Source organism: Streptomyces sp. NPDC088746 (assembly GCF_044751065.1).
GTDB lineage: Bacteria > Actinomycetota > Actinomycetes > Streptomycetales > Streptomycetaceae > Streptomyces.
Window position 1 is genome coordinate 1130571 of the sequence record NZ_JBIVLA010000001.1, and the last position, 18887, is coordinate 1149457.

The window sequence follows — 18887 nt, forward strand, 5'->3', positions numbered from 1 at the left end:
GCTACGGGCGCCGCGTCGGTACGGGCCGCAGAGCCGGCCAGCGGTCGAGGACGGTGCGGCGCAGGTCCGCCGCGAGGACGCCGAGGCTCCGCAGTCCGTCGTGGTCCGTGGTCATGCCGGCGACCACCCCGAGCCGGTGGGCGAGGCGTTGGCGGGCGGTCGCCGTGCCCCAGGTCCAGTCCTCGTCCGGGACGCGGGCCAGGTGGTCGGTGGTGCCTCGGTGCGCTCGCTCGACCAGGGCGTCGCCCCGGATCAGCCAGCCCGCGCAGGCGTCGGCGAGGCCGGTGTCCGGGAGTGGGGTGCCGGTCTCGGTGTGCCAGGCCGTGCGGTAGGCGGTTTCCGCCCGCTCCAGCAGGGGCGCGGCTGCCCTGGTGACGCACCAGCAGGTCGGGAATCCGATGCGGAGGTAGGCGAGTTCCATCAGGCCGCTGCCCAGGGACGCCTGCTCGAAGTCGATGAACCTGACCCCGTCCGGGGTGTGCAGGTCGTTGCCGGGGCACGGGTCGCCGTGGAGGAGCGCGGTCCCCTCCGCCCGGCCGAGGCGCTCCACGAGGGCGTGGAGTTCGTCCCGTACTCCTGGCGGGGCGACCGCCCCGAGGGTCTCGGCCAGGGTGAGGAACGACGTGACGTCGGCACCGGTCGGGCCCTGCCAGCGGGGCAGCACTCCCGCGTCGCCCGGACGGGCGGTGCTGTGCAGCCTCGCGAGGGCGGCCGCGTAGTCGACGATCCAGCCGGCGGGCGGCCGCCGTTCGTCGAGGTGTTCGATGACCAGGACCCGCTCGGCCGGATCGGTGCCCAGGAGTGCGGGCACGACCGGGGTGCCGGAGGCCCGGCCGGCGATGGTCAGGGCGGCCACCTCGCGGGCGTACCGCTCGTCGGCCCCGGGGCCCGCCACCAGCTGCTTCAGCACCGCCGGGCGCCCGGGCAGCTCGATGCGCCAGACCTGCGAACGCGGGCTGCTCTCCAGGCCCACCGGATGGGCGGGTGAGCCCAGACGCGCCCTCAGGGTCTCGCCGAACGGAAGCCGCGACGCCGTCACCATGCGGTCAGTCTTCCAGTCGGCGAGCGCCCGCGTCCGCCGTGTCAGTGATTGCGGGGGAAGCCGAGGTCGACGCCCGCCGGGGCGTCGGCCGGGTCGGGCCAGCGGGTGGTGACGACCTTGCCCCGGGTGTAGAAGTGCACGCCGTCGTTGCCGTAGATGTGGTGGTCGCCGAAGAGGGAGTCCTTCCAGCCGCCGAAGGAGTGGTAGCCGACGGGGACCGGGATCGGGACGTTGACGCCGACCATGCCGGCCTCGATCTCCAGCTGGAAGCGGCGGGCCGCCCCGCCGTCGCGGGTGAAGATCGCGGTGCCGTTGCCGAAGGGCGAGGCGTTCATGAGGGCGACGCCGTCCTCGTACGTCTCGACGCGCAGGACGCACAGGACGGGGCCGAAGATCTCGTCGCGGTAGGCGTCGGAGTCCGTGGAGACGTTGTCCAGGAGGGACAGGCCGATCCAGTGGCCGTCCTCGAAGCCCTCGACCGTGTGGCCGGTGCCGTCGAGGACCACGTCTGCGCCCTGGGCGGCGGCGCCGGTGACGTAGGAGGCGACCTTGTCGCGGTGGGCGGCGGTGATCAGCGGGCCCATCTCGGAGGTGGGGTCCGTGCCGGGGCCGATCGTGATCTTCTCGGCGCGCTCGCGGATCTTCGCGACCAGCTCGTCCGCGACGGAGTTCACGGCGACGACCGCGGAGATGGCCATGCAGCGCTCCCCCGCCGAGCCGTACGCCGCGGAGACGGCGGCGTCGGCCGCGGCGTCCAGGTCGGCGTCCGGGAGGACCAGCATGTGGTTCTTCGCGCCGCCGAGTGCCTGGACGCGCTTGCCGTTGGCGGAGGCGGTGGCGTGGATGTACCGGGCGATGGGGGTGGAGCCGACGAAGGAGACGGCGGCGACGTCGGGGTGGGCGAGGAGCCCGTCCACGGCGACCTTGTCACCGTGCAGGACGTTCAGCACGCCGTCGGGCAGGCCCGCCTCGGCGGCGAGCTCCGCCAGGAGGTTGGCGGCCGACGGGTCCTTCTCGCTGGGCTTGAGGACGAAGGTGTTCCCGCACGCGATCGCCAGCGGGAACATCCACATCGGCACCATGGCCGGGAAGTTGAACGGGGTGATGCCCGCGACGACGCCGAGCGGCTGCCGGATCGAGGAGACGTCGACCCGGCTGGAGACCTGGGTCGACAGCTCGCCCTTGAGCTGGGTGGTGATGCCGCAGGCCAGCTCGACGATCTCCAGGCCTCGGGCGACCTCGCCGAGCGCGTCGGAGTGCACCTTGCCGTGCTCGGCGGTGATCAGCGCGGCGATCTCGTCACGGTGGGAGTCCAGCAGGGCGCGGTAGCGGAAGAGGACGGCGGTACGGGCCGAGAGCGAGGAGGTGCCCCATGCCTCGTACGCGGTCCTCGCGGCGGACACCGCGGCGTCGACCTCCTCGGTGGAGGCGAGCGCCACCTGGGTCGTGACGGCGCCGGTCGCCGGGTCGGTGACCGGACCGTAGTTGCCCGACGTGCCCGCGGCCCGCTCGAAGGGCCTGCCACCGATCCAGTGGTTGACGGTCTTCATGACGGGGTCTCCTTCACAGGTGGCGGCGTCGGGCTGCGATCTGCCGGTCGTACTCTTTCCTGGCCTCGACCGCCGACGGGCGGGTCGCGGTTTCGGCTACCGGAACATCCCACCACGCCTGTGCCGGGGGAGGCCCCGACACTGTGTCTGCCGTTTCGGTCTCGACGTAGACACAAGTCGGACGGTCCGCGCCGCGCGCCTCGGCGAGGGCCCGGCGCAGCTCCCCCACCGATCCGGCGCGCAGTACGTCCATGCCCAGCGAGGCCGCGTTGGCGGCGAGGTCGACGGGCAGCGGGGTGCCGGTGAACGCCCCGTCCTCGGTGCGGTGCCGGTAGGCGGTGCCGAAGCGTTCGGCGCCGACGGACTCGGAGAGGCCGCCGATGGAGGCGTATCCGTGGTTCTGGAGGATCACGAGCTTGACGGGCAGGCCCTCCTGCACGGCGGTGACGATCTCGGTGGGATTCATCAGATACGTGCCGTCGCCCACCAGCGCCCAGACGGGCCGGCCGGGCGCCGCGAGCTGGACGCCGAGGGCGGCGGGGATCTCGTATCCCATGCAGGAGTAGCCGTATTCGACGTGGTACTGGCGTGGGGAGCGGGTCCGCCACAGCTTGTGGAGGTCGCCGGGGAGGGAGCCCGCCGCGTTGATCAAGATGTCGTCCTCGGTGACCAGCTCGTCCAGCAGTCCGAGGACCTGCGCCTGGGTGGGGCGGGCGTCCGGGTCGCCGGTGGCGAAGGCCTCGTCGACGCGGCTCTCCCAGTCTTCCTTGGCCTCGGTGTACTCGCTCTCGTAGGCGGGGGCGACGCGGTGTCCGCGTGCGCCGAGGGCCTCGCCGAGGGCTTCGATCGCGGTGCGGGCGTCACCGACGAGGGGGAGCGCGGCGAGCTTGTGGGCGTCGAAGCCGGTGATGTTGAGGTTGAGGAAGCGGACGGCCGGGTCGGCGAAGAGGGTGCCGGACGCGGTCGTGAAGTCGGTGTAGCGGGTGCCGATCCCGATCACCAGGTCGGCCTCGCGGGCCAGCGCGTCCGCCGTGGCGGTGCCGGTGTGGCCGATGCCGCCCACGTCGGCGGGGTGGTCGTGGCGCAGGGAGCCCTTGCCGGCCTGGGTGGAGGCGACGGGGATGCGGGTGGCGGCGGCGAACGCGGCGAGGGTCTCCTCGGCGGCGCTGTGGTGGACGCCGCCGCCCGCGACGATCAGGGGGCGCCGGGCGGCGCGCACCGCCCGGACGGCCTGTTCGAGTTCGTACGGGTCGGGGGCGGGCCTGCGTACGTTCCAGACGCGCGTCGCGAAGAACTCCGCCGGCCAGTCGTACGCCTCCGCCTGGACGTCCTGCGGCAGCGCGAGCGTGACGGCGCCCGTCTCCGCCGGGTCGGCGAGGGTGCGCATGGCCTGGAGCGCGGCCGGGATCAGCGCCTCGGGGCGGGTGATCCGGTCGAAGTAGCGGGAGACGGGGCGTAGGCAGTCGTTGACCGACACGTCACCGGTGTGGGGCACTTCGAGCTGCTGGAGCACGGGGTCGGCGGGGCGGGTCGCGAAGGTGTCGCCGGGCAGGAGCAGCACGGGCAGGTGGTTGACGGTGGCGAGCGCGGCGCCGGTGACGAGGTTGGTGGCGCCGGGGCCGATGGAGGTGGTGACGGCGTGGGCGGAGAGCCGGCCCGACTGGCGGGCGTATCCGACGGCGGCGTGCACCATGGCCTGTTCGCTGCGGCCCTGGAGATACGGCATCGCGGGGCCGGCTTCGACGAGTGCCTGTCCGACGCCCGCGACGTTGCCGTGGCCGAAGATGCCCCAGGTGGCGTTGATCAGACGGTGGCGCCGGCCGTCGCGCTCGGTGTACTGGCGGGCGAGGAAGGCGATGAGCGCCTGGGCGGTGGTGAGCCTGCGGGTGGGCTTCGGAGCGGCTCGGGGCGTGCTGCGTGGTGTGGTCACCGGGCACCTCCGGTGCCGTGGAGCGGCAGCCGTGGGTCGACGGGTTGTGCGGGCCAGGTGTCGCGGATCCAGCGGTGGTCCGGGTGGTCGCTGATCAGCCACTCGCGCTTCTCGCCCGGGCCCGCCATCACGTTCAGGTAGTACAGGGTGCGGCCGGGCGGGGCGATGGACGGGCCGTGCCAGCCGTCGGGGATGAGGACGGCGTCGCCCGTGGCGACTTCGGCGAGGACATCCGTGCCTCCGGGGCGGGACGGTGAGACCCGGTGGTAGCCGAGGCCGTCGCCCTCGACCTCGAAGTAGTAGATCTCTTCCAGCACGGACTCGGTGCCGGGGTGGTGCTCGTCGTGCTTGTGCGGGGGGTACGAGGACCAGTTCCCGCCGGGGGTGAGGACCTCGACGGCGATGAGCCGGTCGCAGTCGAAGGTGTCGGCGGCGGCGAAGTTGTTCACCTGGCGCGAGCAGGCGCCGGCGCCGCGGAGCTCGACCGGTACCTCCGGCGCGGGGCCGTAGCGAGCGGGGAGTCGTCGCTCGCACTTCGCTCCTGCCAGGGCGAAGCGGCCTCCTGCGCCGGAGGCGATCTGGGCGCGGGCGTCGCGTGGGACATAGGCGAAATCGGTCGCCGCGCTGAACACGTCTTTCCTGCCCAGCAGTTCAAAGATCTCACCTGCTGCCTGCACCGTACAGCCACCGGACAACGGCAGGATGATCCATTCGCTCTCCCCGGTTACCAGGGTATGAACACCTCCTGGTTCGAGCTCCAGGACGCGCAGACTCGACCGTTCCCACCCGGCGCGCTCCGGGTCGATGTCGAGGGCGTAGGGGCCGCGTGCGGCACGGCCGGCCCTGAGGTGGTACCGCTGCTGCTCGTCGGTGGTCGTCATGGCTCCATCCCTACCCGTCGTCCCGTCCGTTCACGGGCACCCGTGGCCGGGTGCGTTCACAGCAGCCCCACGGCCGTGTCGACCGCCCCCGTCACGTCCCCGTCGGCGGGGTAGAGCAGCGAGCGCCCGACCACCAGCCCCTGGACGGTCGGCAGCCGCAGCGCGCCGCGCCATTTCTCGTACGCCGTGTCGGGGTCTCCCGTGACCTCGCCGCCGAGCAGCACGGCGGGGAGGGTCGAGGCCCGCATCACCCGCTCCATGTCGTCGGGGTCGTCGGTGACGGGGACCTTGAGCCAGGTGTACGCGGATGTCCCGCCCAGGCCCGAGGCGATGGCGATGGAGGTGGTGACGGCGGTGGCGCCCAGGTCGGTGCGGAGCCCGGCAGGGGTGCGGTGGCAGAGGAACGGCTCGATGAAGACCGGCAGCCGGAGGGCGGCCATCTCGTCCACGGCGCGGGCGGCGGTGTGCAGGGTGTCCAGGGAGCCGGGGTCGTCGTGGTCGATCCTCAGCAGGAGCTTGCCCGCGTCGTAGCCGTGGCGGGAGAGGTCGGCGGGGCGGTGGCCGGTGAAGCGGTCGTCGAGCTCGAAGGCCGCTCCCGCGAGCCCTCCGCGGTTCATGGAGCCGAGGACGACCTTGCCCTCCAGGGCGCCGAGGAGGAGCAGGTCCTCCAGGACGTCCGCGCCCGCGAGCACTCCGTCGACGCCGGGGCGTGCGAGGGCGAGGCAGAGGCGTTCGAGGAGGTCGAAGCGGTCCGCCATGGCCAGGTCGTCGTCGCCGACGGCGAGGGCGCCGCGCGCCGGGTGATCCGCCGCGATGATCATCAGGCGTCCGGTGGGGCCGAGGAGAGGGCGTCTGCGGCGGGCGGCGGCGGCCTCGGCGACGGCTTCGGGGCGGTGGGCGCGGAGCCGGACGAGATCGGCGACACCGGCCGCGGCGGGCGGGGTCACGGGGTGGCTCCCGTGGCTCCAGCAGTTCCTGTGACTCCCGTGCCTCCAGGTGCGCCTGAGGGTCCCGTGGCTGCGCCGGCCGTGCCCTCGGCGAGGGCCTGTTCGACCTCGTGCGGGTACGGCATCGCGGACGAACAGGCGAGGCGGGAGGCGACGATGGCCCCGGCCGCGTTGGCGTAGCGCATGATGTGCGCCGTGTCCCAGCCGGCGAGGAGGCCATGGCAGAGGGCTCCGCCGAAGGCGTCGCCTGCGCCGAGACCGTTGACGACGTCGACGGGCAGGGGCGGGATCTCGGCGGTGGTGCCGTCGCGGTGGACCGCGAGGACACCCCCGGGCCCCTGTTTGACGACGGCGAGTTCGGGCCCGGCGTCGAGCAGGGCGCGGGCGGCCGCGTGCGGTTCGCGTTCTCCGGTGGCGATCTCGCACTCGTCGAGGTTGCCGACGGCGACCGTGGCGTGGGCGAGTGCCTCGCGGTAGTGGGCGCGGGCGGCTCCGTCGTTCCCGGCGCCCTCCTCGCCCCAGAACATGGGGCGCCAGTCGAGGTCGAAGACGGTGGCCCGCGGGTGGCCCGGCGCGTCCGGCGGGGCTGTCGCGCCACGGGCGCGGAGCGCGGTGAGGGTCGCGGTGCGGCTGGGTTCGGCGCAGAGGCCGGTGCCGGTCATCCAGAAGACCCGGGCCGCCCGCACCGCGTCCAGGTCGAGCTCGCCGCTGTGGATCTCCAGGTCGGGTGCCTTGGGCTGCCGGTAGAAGTAGAGCGGGAAGTGGTCCGGCGGAAAGATCTCGCAGAAGGTGACCGGGGTCGGATACTCCGCCACGGCGCTCACCCACCGGTCGTCCACCCCGAACTCCCCCAGCGCCTGGTGGAGATAGTCGCCGAACGCGTCCCGGCCGGTCCGGGTGATCACCGCCGTGCGCCGTCCCAGCCGGGCAGCCGCCACCGCCACGTTGGACGGGGAGCCGCCGAGGAACTTCCCGAAGGTCTCGACCTGGGCCAGCGGTACACCGGTCTGCAGCGGGTAGATGTCCACCCCGATCCGCCCCATGGTGATCACGTCGTACGGCTCAGGCATACGCATCCCTTCGACCCGTCGCTCCGGCCCGGCACGTCCTCCCGGGAGGCGGCCACGGCCGGACGGCCGCTCCCAGGTCTAGCCCTCGCCCGGAACCCTGTCAACACTTTGTCCGGACATTCGGACGAACTCTTGACACTCCTCCCCGAGGACTGGAGTGTGGGCGATATGACCTCCTCCGTACCCCCTCCGGCCCGCATCCGCATCGGTTCGGCACCCGATTCGTGGGGAGTGTGGTTCCCCGACGATCCGCAGCAGGTGCCCTGGGAGCGATTCCTCGACGAGGTCTCCGAGGCGGGATACGAGTGGATCGAGCTCGGCCCTTACGGCTACCTGCCGACCGATCCCGCCCGGCTCGCGGACGAGACAGCACGCCGGAATCTCGCCGTCTCCGCGGGCACCGTCTTCACGGGATTGCACCACGGCCCCGCGGTCTGGGACCGGACCTGGGAGCATGTCGCGGGCATCGCGGCACTCACCCGGGCGATGGGCGCCGGACATCTGGTGGTCATCCCGTCGTTCTGGCGGGACGACAAGTCGGGCGAGGTGCTGGAGGACCGCACGCTCACCGCCGGGCAGTGGCGCGACCTCACCACCCAGACGGAACGCCTGGCCCGCGAGGTCCGGGACCGTTACGGGCTGCGGATCGTGGTGCACCCGCACGCCGATACGCACATCGACAGCGAGGAGAACGTCAACCGCTTCCTCGACGCCACCGACCCCGACCTGGTCTCGCTCTGCCTCGACACCGGTCATTACGCGTACTGCGGCGGGGACAGCGTGAAGCTCATCAGGACCTACGGCGAGCGGATCGGCTATCTGCACCTCAAGCAGGTCGACCCGGAGGTGCTCGCGGACGTCGTGGCGAACGAGGTGCCGTTCGGTCCGGCCGTGGCGCGCGGCGTGATGTGCGAACCGCCGGGCGGAGTGCCCGCGCTGGAGCCCGTGCTGGACGCCGCGCGAGCCCTGGGCACCGACCTGTTCGCCATCGTCGAGCAGGACATGTACCCCTGCCCGCCCGACAAGCCGCTGCCCATCGCCCGCCGCACCCGGGAGTTCCTCCGCATCTGCGGGCCCGCGCGGCCGTCCTCCTGAGCTTTCTCTTCAGCCTCCCGGTCCCCACCCGCCGCAGCAGTCACCCCTCTGTCACGTATGTCCGCGTTCCGCTGGGTCCCTGTCACGGACTCGCGACGCCCCCTGCCCGGGCCGGGCCGCTCTCGTTCACCGGAGCAGAGGCGCACGGACGTACAGAGAGGTGTCATTCATGACGGACAGAACGCTCTGGTCGTACAAGGACATTGCGGCACACATCCGGGTCCAGCCGGACACGATCCGTTCGTACCGCAAGCACGGGCTCCTACCGCCTCCCGACGACGTCCGGAACGGGAAGCCCTACTGGTACGTGGACACCGTCCTGGCGTGGATCGCGTCCCGGCCCAGCAACCGGGGCCGCTGAGCCGGCCGGACGCGAACGCTCAGGCCCCCTGCGCCGGTTCGATGACCGTGACGCCCGCTCCCGGGGCGGTGCCCATCGCGGCGAGGGCCGCCGGGGCGGCGTCCAGCGCGATGGTGGAGGTCACCAGCAGATCCGGCCGCAGGGTGCCGGCCCGGACCATGTCCATCATCGGCGGGTAGTCGTGGGCGGGCATGCCGTGGCTGCCGAGGATCTCCAGCTCCAGCGCGATCACCCGCGCCATGGGTACGACGGGGTCACCGGCCGCCGGCGGCAGCAGCCCGACCTGGACGTGACGGCCCTGCCGGCGAAGGCTCCGCACCGAGGCGGCACGGGTGACCGGGGACCCCAGCGCGTCGAGCGACAGATGCGCACCGCCGCCGGTCAGTTCGCGTACGGCTTCGTCGGCACCGACGGGGTGGTCCGAGGCGTCCACGCAGGCCGACGCGCCGAAGGCACGCGCCAGCTCCAGAGCCGGCCGCGAGACGTCGACCGCGACCACCCTGGCCCCGCACGCCACCGCGATCATCACGGCCGACAGCCCGGCCCCGCCGCAGCCGTGCACGGCGACCCACTCCCCCGGCGCCACCCGCCCCTGTCCCACGACGGCCCGGAACGCGGTGGCGAACCGGCACCCGAGCCCGGCGGCCGTGGCGGACGACAGCCCCTCGGGCACCGCGACCAGATTCACGTCGGCCTGCTCCAGTGCCACGTACTCGGCGAACGACCCCCAATGGGTGAAACCCGGCTGGGTCTGCCGCTCACAGACCTGCTGGGCGCCGGCCGCGCAGGCGGAGCACCGGCCGCAGGCACAGACGAAGGGCACGGTGACCCGGTCGCCGGGGCGCCAGTTGTGGACACCGGAGCCCGCCTCCTCGACCACCCCGGCCAGTTCGTGTCCGGGTACGTGCGGGAGGACGATGTCCGGGTCGTGCCCCATCCAGCCGTGCCAGTCGCTCCGGCACAGCCCCGTGGCCTCGACCCGGACCACGACGCCCCCGGCCGAGGGGGCGGGGTCCGGGAGGTCCCGGACCCGGGCCTCCTGCCCGAACTCCTCGAACACCACTGCCCGCATCCGCCCCGCCTCCCATGGCCCGGCTCACGCCGCCGGGTTCCTCAGGGCCGCGCCGCCCCGCGATCCGGCGAATCTACGCGCCGGCCCCGATCTTGTCCCGCCCCCGGCCGCCTCCCCCGGCCGTCTCCGATGTGCCGCTGCCTGGCGCCCCTGATGTGCGACACGCCCGGTCGAGTGACGCCAGGGGCACCTTCATACCCCCTAGGGGTATAGTTGTCCGTGCGGGTAGGCGCACCGGGCTCCCCGGCGCCCCCTCGCGCCACATCCGCCACACATCAGTGCCTGCGAAGAGGAGAACGCCATGACCGCCGAGACCGACACGCCCCGGACCGCCGGCTCCTGCTGCTCGTCCACCGGTTCCTGCCACGACGGAGCGGCCGACGCCCAGGCGGGCGGCGTCACCACGGTGTACGAGGTGAAGGGCATGACCTGCGGCCACTGCGAAGGAGCGGTCACCGAGGAGGTGTCCGGGATCGAGGGAGTCACCTCGGTGCAGGCGGAGGCCGCCACCGGCCGGGTGACCGTCACCGCCGCGGCGCCGCTGACCGACGACGCCGTACGCGCGGCCGTCGACGAGGCGGGCTACGAGCTGGTGGGCCGCGCCTGAGGATCGGCGGCCCGCGCCTCACGCGGCTCGCATCGAGGGCACCCGGGGGCGGCCTCACGCCGGTTCATGGAGATCTCAAGGTGGCCCCTGCCGTCATCCACCCTTCGAGGCGTACTCTGTGCACCATCAGAAGCAACCGCTTCCAGGCGTGCGGCCACCCTGTGGCCACTCTGCCGCTGACCACGTCCTGGCAGGTCAGAGCCATGTTCGCGGGTGCGGCAGCAGACGCCACCGACGGCCTCCGTCACGACGGGCGGTCTGCGGTTGTGCTCCTTCACATAATTTCTACAAAGAGACTTAGATCACACCGATTTGAGGGTAACCATCTGATGAGTTGGTGAGTCTAAGAGTGCGATGCCAAGGATGTCTTGGGGGACGTCCGACGGAGTGTCTTGGGGGACGCTCCGGGCAAGCGTGGCCGGGGCACGTGCACCGGGGAGCTTTGAGCGGCCCTCCCGTGCGTACGTACCCCGGCAGTCGCACAGCAGGACCGAACTGAATACGCACCACAGGAAAACAAAGGGAGTTCAGGCTCCCGCGCAAACGCCCGGCCGGATCCCGTGGGGGGAATCCGCTCCGGGATATGGGAAGCGCCCTGTCCGTCGACCCGTGGGGGGATCGGCAGACGGGGCGCTTCTCGCGTTCCGCGGCTTCACCGTGTGAGCCGCTCAGGGTCCCTGCGGGGGCTCGGGTCCGCTGTCCTTCCGCAGGACCGCGGACCGCACTCATCGGCTCAGCAGCGCGGCCACCGTCGACAGGTGCTCCCACTCCGTGGCGCCTCCGGTCAGCCTCCTCGCCACCCGGGCCCAGGCCGCCCCGTCCGTGCCGAGCCGGGTCCGTACGAGAACGGCGAGCTCGGCCCGCGCGGCAGCGGCCTCGGGTGGTGCGTCCATGCGGCGGCCGGCCGCGTTCAGATAGGCGAGCATCCGTACGGCCGGGGTCGCCAGACTCAGCAGGTCCGCGCCGGTCAGCAGACCCTTGGTGAGCAACCCGTCCAGCTGCGTGGCCGGTGGGCAGTTGTACCGGCCGCCCAGCCCGTGCCGGGCCCGCTCCCGGGTCAGCCGCTCGCCCTCCGGCAGCCCGTCGGGCCCCGGCTCCGGCAGCAGCGCCGCGTGCCGCATCCGTACGCTCTCGGGGACCACGGACAGATTGATCAGATCACCCCAGTACGGCAGCGGGTCCTGTTCGTGGGCGGCTTCGAGCGCCTCCCAGTCGACGGGCTCACCGGGCGGAAGCGCCTCGACGATGCCGCGCGCCTGGGCGGCGTGACGGGCCCGCCGCAGTTTCACGAGGAGCTTCTCCGGGGCCAGTTCACGGTCGAGCCGAGCACGGAGCACCGCGGCGGGGTCGGCGGACGCCAGCGCCTTCGCGCACAGCGATGCGGCCGCCCGCCCCAGCACGCTTCGGCCCGCGAGGCCGGCCAGCCGGTCGGCCCCGCCGTGTTCGAGCAGCCGCAGACAGCCCAACAGCTGGTGTCCGAGACCCAGTCGGGCACCTTCGCGGACGAGGAGCTCCTCGACCAGGCCGGGTTCGGCCGAGCACAGCCAGGTCAGGCCTCCGGCCGGGCGGGCTCCACCCCCGGCACGCCACTCGGCCAGTACGCGGGCCCCCGACGACGGCGGTTCGGCTCCCCGCTGAGGGCGGGAGCGGGTCACGATCCGGTGGACGGTCGGCCGGTGCGTCAGGTGCCGCAGGACCACGAGGTCGATGTCCGGGTCGTCGAGATCGGCCAGCCGCGCCGCCGAGCCGTCCTTGAGCCAGCGGCACTGTGCCGCGAGTACGCGGAGCGCGTCGGGATCACGACCGGCGAGCAACCGGTCGAGGAGGTGGCGCGGAGTGCGGTCGTAGCGCAGCAGGTACGCGGCGAGGAGCCACGGCCCGTCGGGGCCCAGCCTCGGCAGCACCGCGTCGACCACCTCGGCGTCGGCCAGGCACAGCAGAGTGCCTTCCGGCCACGGCCACAGATGGTTGCCCCGCTCCAGCAGCTTGATCGCCTCGTCGGGCGTGCGCGGCCGGGGCGTGGCCGGGAGCCAGCTCTGCCGCGGTGTGGGGGCCTCGGCCGGCGAATGGGCCGCGGTGTGCGGGGCGGGCCCGTCACCGGAGCGTGCCAGGCGCAGCAACTCGGCCCAGGTGGGCCCCTCCGAGGCGCCGGTGGATCCGGACGCGGCGGACGCCGACGCGGTGGCGGCCAGGCGCAGCCACGCCTCCGGATCGGCGCCGAGGTCGGCGCGAAGCCGACGGGCGAGCGTGGCTCGCCAGGCGTGGGCGAACGCGAGGCGCCGCCAGTCGTGAGGGAACAGCAGCAGGTGGCCGGCCGGCAGCAGGGTGAGCAGCTCGTCGGCGGGCAGAACGCCCTGGACGTAGGCGTGTTCGGTGAGGAGGGCGCCGGACCCGTAGGTCCGCGGACGCTGCGCCCGTACCTCCGCGAGGGTGGGCGCGACGTGGACGGCCCCTTCCCCGGACGGGGCGATGCCGTGGGCCGCGCAGGCTTCGGCGAACCATTCCGGGGTGCTCAGCCCAGGGGCGTCACTCCAGTCGCACTCGGCCAGCACGCGCAGCACATCGGGGTCGTCGGGCAGCGGTGCGCCGACGGGAGCGAGGGAGTACAGCAGGTCCAGGGCCGGCAGGGCCAGGGACCGTTCGTAGCGGCTCAACCGCGACGGTGCCGGAGCGCAGGCGCGTGCTTCCGGCGAGGGGCGCTCCTCCTCGACACCCGGCACGGCGGCGACCCCACCGGTGGTGGCCGGGGCGGCCCTGCCCGCGTCCGCGATCAGCTCCGCCACGGATCCGCGGTGCTCGGGCAGCAAGCTGTCGAGTGCGGCCCAGATCCCGGCATCCTCGCCCAGGTGGGTGTCGGCCAGTACGCGGAGCGCGGCCACGGCCTCGTCCGTCAGCAGGGCCCGCTGGGCGAGCGCGCCGAGGGCGGCCATCGCGTGGACGGCGGGTCGCGCCCCGCGTATCAGCTCGACCGGGTCCAGCAGGCCGGCATCGACCATGCCCTCCGCCCAGCGGGCAGCACTGTCGTCGAGCGTCTCCTCGGCCAGGCGCTGTCCCGGCAGGCCGGTGTTCCCGGCACGGCGGCCGTCGGCCCGCCACGGCTCGTTGAGGACGCTCAGGCGAAACGCCAGGCGCTGCGCGTCGCTCGCCGCTTCGTGGCGGGCCAGCTCCTCGCACGCCTTGGGCATGAACGGGCTCTTCGCATGGGCCAGGGCCAGGGCGTCGATGTCGTGGACGTACGGCTCGGAGAGCAGGTCGCGCAGGGTGCTGGTGCCCCGGGTGGTGGCCAGCAGGGCGGGCAGGCGCGCGGGATCCTCGTACGGCTCGCACCGGTCCCGCAGACGACGTACGGCGTCCGCGGTGCGGCCGTCCCGGCCGGGCTCCTCGCCCGCGCCGCCGGAGTCGGCGTCCGACAGGGCCGCACCGACCTCGCTCACGACATCCCGGCCCAGGTGACGGGCCACGGAGGGGTCGTCGAGCAGGGCTCGTACGGCGTGCGGCCCAGTGCGCTCCCAGACTCTCAGCAGCGCGTACTGCTGAGCGACCCGCCGGGGTCCGGACCGCAAGGCCGAGGCCACCAGCTGTGGATCTCCGGAACCGAGCAGCGGCGCGAGCCAGGTACGCGGCACGTCGTCGCGCGGTGAGGCCAGCTCCGTGCGCAGCGTGTCGTCCATCGGCTCGGCGGGGAGCCGGTGCGCGACGGTACGACGCAGGGACTGGGTGGCGCGGGGGTTGCGGTAGACGGCCGCCGCCACCTCGGAGTCGCCGACGGTGAGCAGACGGGCCAGGATCCGGGTGTCGAGCCGCGGGTGGCGGGCCAGGGCGGCGCGGACGCGGGAGTCGCCGTGGTCGAGGACGGCGGTGACGAGGGACGGCGCGGGAAGCGTCCCGCCGGCGAGCAGCTCCGCCGCCACCTGTTCGGGAAGGCCGGCCAGGGCGACGGCGGCGTGCCGCGGCTCGGCGTGCTCCAGCAGCAGGCCGAGCGTGGCGTGGACGCTCCGGGGCGCGGGCGGGACGACCGCACCCTCGGCGGGGGGCTTCTCAGGCACCGGCGCCTCGGCGAGCACTTGGGGCAGGCTGCCCCGGTGGCCGACGAGCGCGTCGTGCAGGCCACACCACCGCTCCACGTCGCCGCCGAGCTGACTCCCGGCCAGCTCACGCAGCAGCAGAGCGGTTTCGCGGTCGGCTCCGCCCGCGGCGGCGACCTTGGCCGCGACCGTACGTGCCGGACGCGTCTGCTGTACGGCCCTGAGAGCGGCGCCCGCCTCGTCCTGGACCGACGCGGCGCTCCCGTCGCTTCCGGGTGTGCCGGAGGACGCGCCGAGGAGTGCGCGCAGCACGCGGCCGGCGGGCCCGGCCTGCATTTCTGTCATGGTCGACATGCTAGGTCCGGCCCGGGACCCGGCCGCTCCCCGGAACGCCGAATCGCCCCGTACACCGCGCTCGATGATCGAGCACGGTACGCGGGGCGAAGGCAGTGGACCTCGAAGGTCCGGTACGTCAGCGGCTCCGGCGAGGCGGGACCGACGGGTGGTCGGGGATCAGCGGCCCTCGACCGGGACGAAGTCGCGCAGGACCTCGCCGGTGTAGATCTGGCGCGGGCGGCCGATGCGGGATCCCGGCTCCTTGATCATCTCGTGCCACTGGGCGATCCAGCCGGGAAGGCGGCCGAGCGCGAACAGCACGGTGAACATCTCGGTCGGGAAGCCCATGGCGCGGTAGATCAGGCCCGTGTAGAAGTCCACGTTGGGGTAGAGGTTGCGCGAGACGAAGTACTCGTCGGAGAGCGCGTGCTCCTCCAGCTTGAGCGCGATGTCCAGCAGCTCGTCGGACTTGCCGAGCGACGACAGCACGTCGTGGGCGGCGGCCTTGATGATCTTGGCGCGCGGGTCGAAGGACTTGTACACCCGGTGGCCGAAGCCCATCAGGCGGACGCCGTCCTCCTTGTTCTTCACCTTCTGGATGAACGAGTCGACGTCGCCGCCGTTGGCCTGGATGCCCTCGAGCATCTCCAGCACCGACTGGTTGGCGCCACCGTGCAGCGGGCCCCACAGGGCCGAGATGCCGGCGGAGATCGAGGCGAACATGTTCGCCTGCGAGGAGCCGACCAGACGCACGGTGGACGTCGAACAGTTCTGCTCGTGGTCCGCGTGCAGGATGAGCAGCTTCTCGAGCGCCGAGACGACGACCGGGTCCGGCACGTACTCCTGGGCCGGCACGGAGAACGTCATCCGCAGGAAGTTCTCGACGTAGCCGAGGTCGTTGCGCGGGTAGACGAACGGGTGACCGATCGACTTCTTGTACGCGTACGCCGCGATCGTCGGGAGCTTGGCCAGCAGCCGGATCGTCGAGAGGTGACGCTGCTCCTCGTCGAACGGGTTGTGGCTGTCCTGGTAGAAGGTGGACAGCGCGCTGACGACCGAGGACAGCATGGCCATCGGGTGGGCGTCGCGCGGGAAGCCGTCGAAGAAGCGCTTGACGTCCTCGTGCAGCAGCGTGTGCTGGGTGATCTCGTTCTTGAAGGCCGACAGCTCGTCGACCTTGGGAAGGTCACCGTTGATCAGCGTGTAGGCGACCTCGAGGAACGTCGAGCTCTCGGCGAGCTGCTCGATCGGGTAGCCGCGGTACCGCAGGATGCCCTGCTCACCGTCGAGGTACGTGATGGCGGATTTATAGGCGGCTGTGTTGCCGTATCCGCTGTCCAGCGTGACCAGGCCCGTATTGGCCCGGAGCTTCCCGATATCGAAGCCCTTGTCGCCGACGGTGCTGTCGATCACCGGGTAGGTGTACTCGTCATCGCCGTACCGCAGTACTACAGCGTTGTTGGTGTGCTCGCTCACGTCATCCCTCACCGACGTAGTGCCTCTTCTTCGAGGTGCCCTGACTGTCTCCACCCTCCCCCATTTGGCGCAGGAGAGTGCACTCGGGGTCGTCCATTGGACCTACCGACGGCACTGAGTGCCGCCAACTTGCCCATCCTGCCCCCTCCCATCCGGTTCCGGAAGGGCTCAGTGATGTATCCCACCGTTTTGATCGATCATTTTTCCGGGAAGTCTTCCGACGCCTCGCCGCGGAGCCGGAAATCCAGTGCCGTGCAGCGCCTGCCTGCGGAAACCGTGCGGACCGCCTGGCCGATGGCCTTGCGCGAACCGACCAGTACGACGAGCTTCCTGGCCCTGGTCACGGCGGTGTACAGCAGGTTCCGCTGGAGCATCATCCAGGCGCTGGTGGTGACCGGGATGACGACCGCCGGGTACTCACTGCCCTGCGAACGGTGGATGGTCATCGCGTAGGCGTGGGCCAGTTCGTCCAGTTCGTCGAAGTCGTACGCGATCTCCTCGTCCTCGTCGGTGAGAACCGTCAGCCTCTGCTCGTCCGCGTCGAGACCGGTGACGACACCGACCGTACCGTTGAAGACGCCGTTCTCACCTTTGTCGTAATTGTTTCTGATCTGCGTCACTTTGTCCCCGACCCGGAAGACCCGGCCGCCGAACCGCTTCTCGGGCAGGCCGGGACGGCCCGGGGTGATGGCCTGCTGGAGCAGTCCGTTGAGATGGCCCGCGCCCGCCGGGCCGCGGTGCATCGGGGCGAGGACCTGCACGTCACGACGGGCGTTCAGGCCGAACCTGGCGGGGATGCGACGGGCCGCGACGTCCACGGCGAGCACCCCGGCGTCCTCCGTCTCGTCCTCCACGAAGAGGAAGAAGTCGTCCAGGCCCTGGGTCAGCGGCGGCACCCCGGAGTTGATCCGGTGGGCGTTGGTGACGACACCGGACTTCTGGGCCTGCCGGAAGATGGTGGTCAGCCGGACCGCCGGAACCGGGCCGTCCTCGGCGAGCAGGTCCCTCAGCACCTCCCCCGCACCGACCGACGGCAGCTGGTCCACATCGCCGACCAGCAGGAGATGGGCACCGGGTGCCACCGCCTTGATCAGCTTGTTGGCGAGCAGCAGATCGAGCATCGACGCCTCGTCGACGACGACCAGATCGGCGTCCAGCGGCCGGTCACGGTCGTACGCCGCGTCCCCGCCGGGCTTCAGCTCCAGGAGCCGGTGCACGGTGGACGCCTCGGCGCCGGTCAGCTCGGAGAGCCGTTTTGCGGCCCGCCCCGTGGGGGCGGCCAGCACCACCTTCGCCTTCTTGGCGCGGGCCAGCTCGACGACGGAGCGGACGGTGAACGACTTCCCGCAGCCCGGGCCGCCCGTCAGCACGGCGACCTTCTCGGTGAGGGCGAGCCGGACGGCCGCCTCCTGCTCCGGCGCCAGCTTCGCCCCCGTACGACCGGCGAGCCAGGACAGCGCCTTGTCCCAGTCGACGTCACCGAAGGCCGGCATCCGGTCCTCCGGCGTACGCAGCAGACGCCGCACCTGTGCGGCGAGGGAGATCTCGGCGCGGTGGAAGGGGACGAGATACACGGCGGTGACCGGCTGCCCGTCCTCGGGACCCGGCACCTTCTCCCGCACGACTCCCTCGGGGTCCTCCGCGAGCTCGGCCAGGCAGTCGATGACGAGACCGGTGTCGACCTGGAGCAGCTTCACGCCGTCCGCGATCAGCCGCTCCTCGGGGAGGAAGCAGTGCCCCTGGTCGGTGGACTGCGACAGGGCGTACTGCAACCCGGCCTTGACCCGCTCCGGGCTGTCGTGCGGGATCCCGACGGCCTGGGCGATGCGGTCGGCGGTGAGGAATCCGATGCCCCAGACGTCGGACGCCAGCCGGTAGGGCTGGTTCTTCACCACGGAGATCGAGGCGTCCTCGTACTTCTTGTAGATGCGGACGGCGATGGAGGTGGAAACGCCGACGGTCTGGAGGAAGACCATGACCTCCTTGATCGCCTTCTGCTCCTCCCAGGCCGCGGCGATCATCTTCGTCCGCTTCGGCCCGAGCCCGGGCACCTCGACGAGCCGCTCCGGCTGCTGCTCGATGATGTCCAGGGTGTCCACCCCGAAGTGGGTGGTGATGCGGTCGGCCATGACCGGCCCGATGCCCTTGATCAGGCCGGAGCCGAGGTAGCGCCGGATGCCCTGGATGGTGGCGGGCAGGATCGTCGTGTAGTTCTCGACGGTGAACTGCTTGCCGTACTGCGAGTGGGAGCTCCAACGCCCCTCCATCCGCAGCGACTCACCGGGCTGCGCGCCGAGCAGCGAACCGACGACGGTGAGCAGGTCCCCTGCCCCGCGCCCGGTGTCGACGCGGGCGACCGTGTAGCCGTTCTCCTCGTTGGCGTACGTGATCCGCTCCAGGACCCCGGTCACTTCGCAAACACCTTCGGGGCTGCCCCGCCTGTCGTCAACTCCCCTACCGGGCATGGCCCCACCTGCGCTTCCTACATGAACGGC

The 18887-nt window shown here is 72.2% G+C and carries 13 protein-coding genes; 3 read left to right on the forward strand and 10 right to left on the reverse strand.

All coding sequences use genetic code 11. The features are described from left to right. Nucleotide 1 precedes the first annotated feature (1 nt). From ACIP63_RS05355 to iolC, 6 genes are read right to left on the reverse strand one after another with little or no spacing between them, the layout of a single operon-like run. The gene (locus ACIP63_RS05355) at nt 2–1042 is read right to left on the reverse strand and encodes a phosphotransferase family protein (RefSeq protein ID WP_401511640.1); all 1041 of its coding nucleotides are present in this window, start codon (nt 1040–1042) and stop codon (nt 2–4) included. A 41-nt stretch (nt 1043–1083) separates the two neighbouring features. Then, a complete protein-coding gene (locus ACIP63_RS05360; protein ID WP_401511641.1) occupies nt 1084–2592 on the reverse strand; it encodes a CoA-acylating methylmalonate-semialdehyde dehydrogenase in 1509 nt (502 codons plus the stop codon). A gap of 13 nt (nt 2593–2605) precedes the next feature. Continuing rightward, nucleotides 2606–4522 carry a 3D-(3,5/4)-trihydroxycyclohexane-1,2-dione acylhydrolase (decyclizing) gene (gene iolD / locus ACIP63_RS05365; RefSeq protein ID WP_401511643.1) on the reverse strand — a complete coding sequence of 639 codons (1917 nt, stop codon included), beginning with the start codon at nt 4520–4522 and terminating at the stop codon, nt 2606–2608. Further along, a complete protein-coding gene (gene iolB, locus ACIP63_RS05370; RefSeq protein WP_401511644.1) occupies nt 4519–5403 on the reverse strand; it encodes a 5-deoxy-glucuronate isomerase in 885 nt (294 codons plus the stop codon). Before iolB ends, iolD begins: the two co-directional genes overlap by 4 nt. 56 nt (nt 5404–5459) lie before the next feature. Then, the gene (locus ACIP63_RS05375) at nt 5460–6350 is read right to left on the reverse strand and encodes a deoxyribose-phosphate aldolase (RefSeq protein WP_401511646.1); all 891 of its coding nucleotides are present in this window, start codon (nt 6348–6350) and stop codon (nt 5460–5462) included. Continuing rightward, complete coding sequence (gene iolC / locus ACIP63_RS05380) at nt 6347–7420, reverse strand: 5-dehydro-2-deoxygluconokinase (RefSeq protein ID WP_401511648.1); 1074 nt, start codon at nt 7418–7420, stop codon at nt 6347–6349. The genes ACIP63_RS05375 and iolC overlap by 4 nt, the downstream gene beginning before the upstream one ends. A gap of 168 nt (nt 7421–7588) precedes the next feature. Here iolC and ACIP63_RS05385 point away from each other — a divergent pair, with 168 nt between their 5' ends. Together ACIP63_RS05385 and ACIP63_RS05390 are read left to right on the forward strand one after the other, a co-directional pair. Continuing rightward, the gene (locus ACIP63_RS05385) at nt 7589–8515 is read left to right on the forward strand and encodes a sugar phosphate isomerase/epimerase family protein (RefSeq protein WP_401511650.1); all 927 of its coding nucleotides are present in this window, start codon (nt 7589–7591) and stop codon (nt 8513–8515) included. 169 nt (nt 8516–8684) lie between these two features. Then, a complete protein-coding gene (locus tag ACIP63_RS05390; RefSeq protein ID WP_129263096.1) occupies nt 8685–8876 on the forward strand; it encodes an AlpA family transcriptional regulator in 192 nt (63 codons plus the stop codon). Nucleotides 8877–8895: 19 nt separating this feature from the next. Here the strand turns inward: ACIP63_RS05390 and ACIP63_RS05395 are convergent, their stop codons facing one another. Continuing rightward, on the reverse strand, nt 8896–9948 hold the full coding sequence (locus tag ACIP63_RS05395; protein ID WP_401511652.1) for a zinc-dependent alcohol dehydrogenase family protein: 1053 nt from the start codon (nt 9946–9948) through the stop codon (nt 8896–8898). Between the two features lie 301 nt (nt 9949–10249). On the opposite strand from ACIP63_RS05395, the gene ACIP63_RS05400 reads away from it, so the two are divergent. Beyond that, nucleotides 10250–10555 (forward strand): heavy-metal-associated domain-containing protein, encoded by a 306-nt coding sequence (locus ACIP63_RS05400; RefSeq protein ID WP_401511654.1) that lies wholly within the window; start codon nt 10250–10252, stop codon nt 10553–10555. 725 nt (nt 10556–11280) lie between these two features. Here the strand turns inward: ACIP63_RS05400 and ACIP63_RS05405 are convergent. The 3 genes from ACIP63_RS05405 to ACIP63_RS05415 form a co-directional block, all read right to left on the reverse strand. After that, nucleotides 11281–14925: a hypothetical protein gene (locus ACIP63_RS05405; RefSeq protein WP_401511656.1), complete on the reverse strand. Its 3645-nt coding sequence runs from the start codon at nt 14923–14925 to the stop codon at nt 11281–11283. 168 nt (nt 14926–15093) lie between these two features. Beyond that, nucleotides 15094–16392, reverse strand: a complete 1299-nt coding sequence (locus ACIP63_RS05410; RefSeq protein ID WP_073746777.1) for a citrate synthase — start codon at nt 16390–16392, stop codon at nt 15094–15096. Between the two features lie 197 nt (nt 16393–16589). Next, nucleotides 16590–18803, reverse strand: a complete 2214-nt coding sequence (locus ACIP63_RS05415; RefSeq protein WP_401511658.1) for an ATP-dependent RecD-like DNA helicase — start codon at nt 18801–18803, stop codon at nt 16590–16592. Between the last annotated feature and the right edge of the window lie 84 nt (nt 18804–18887).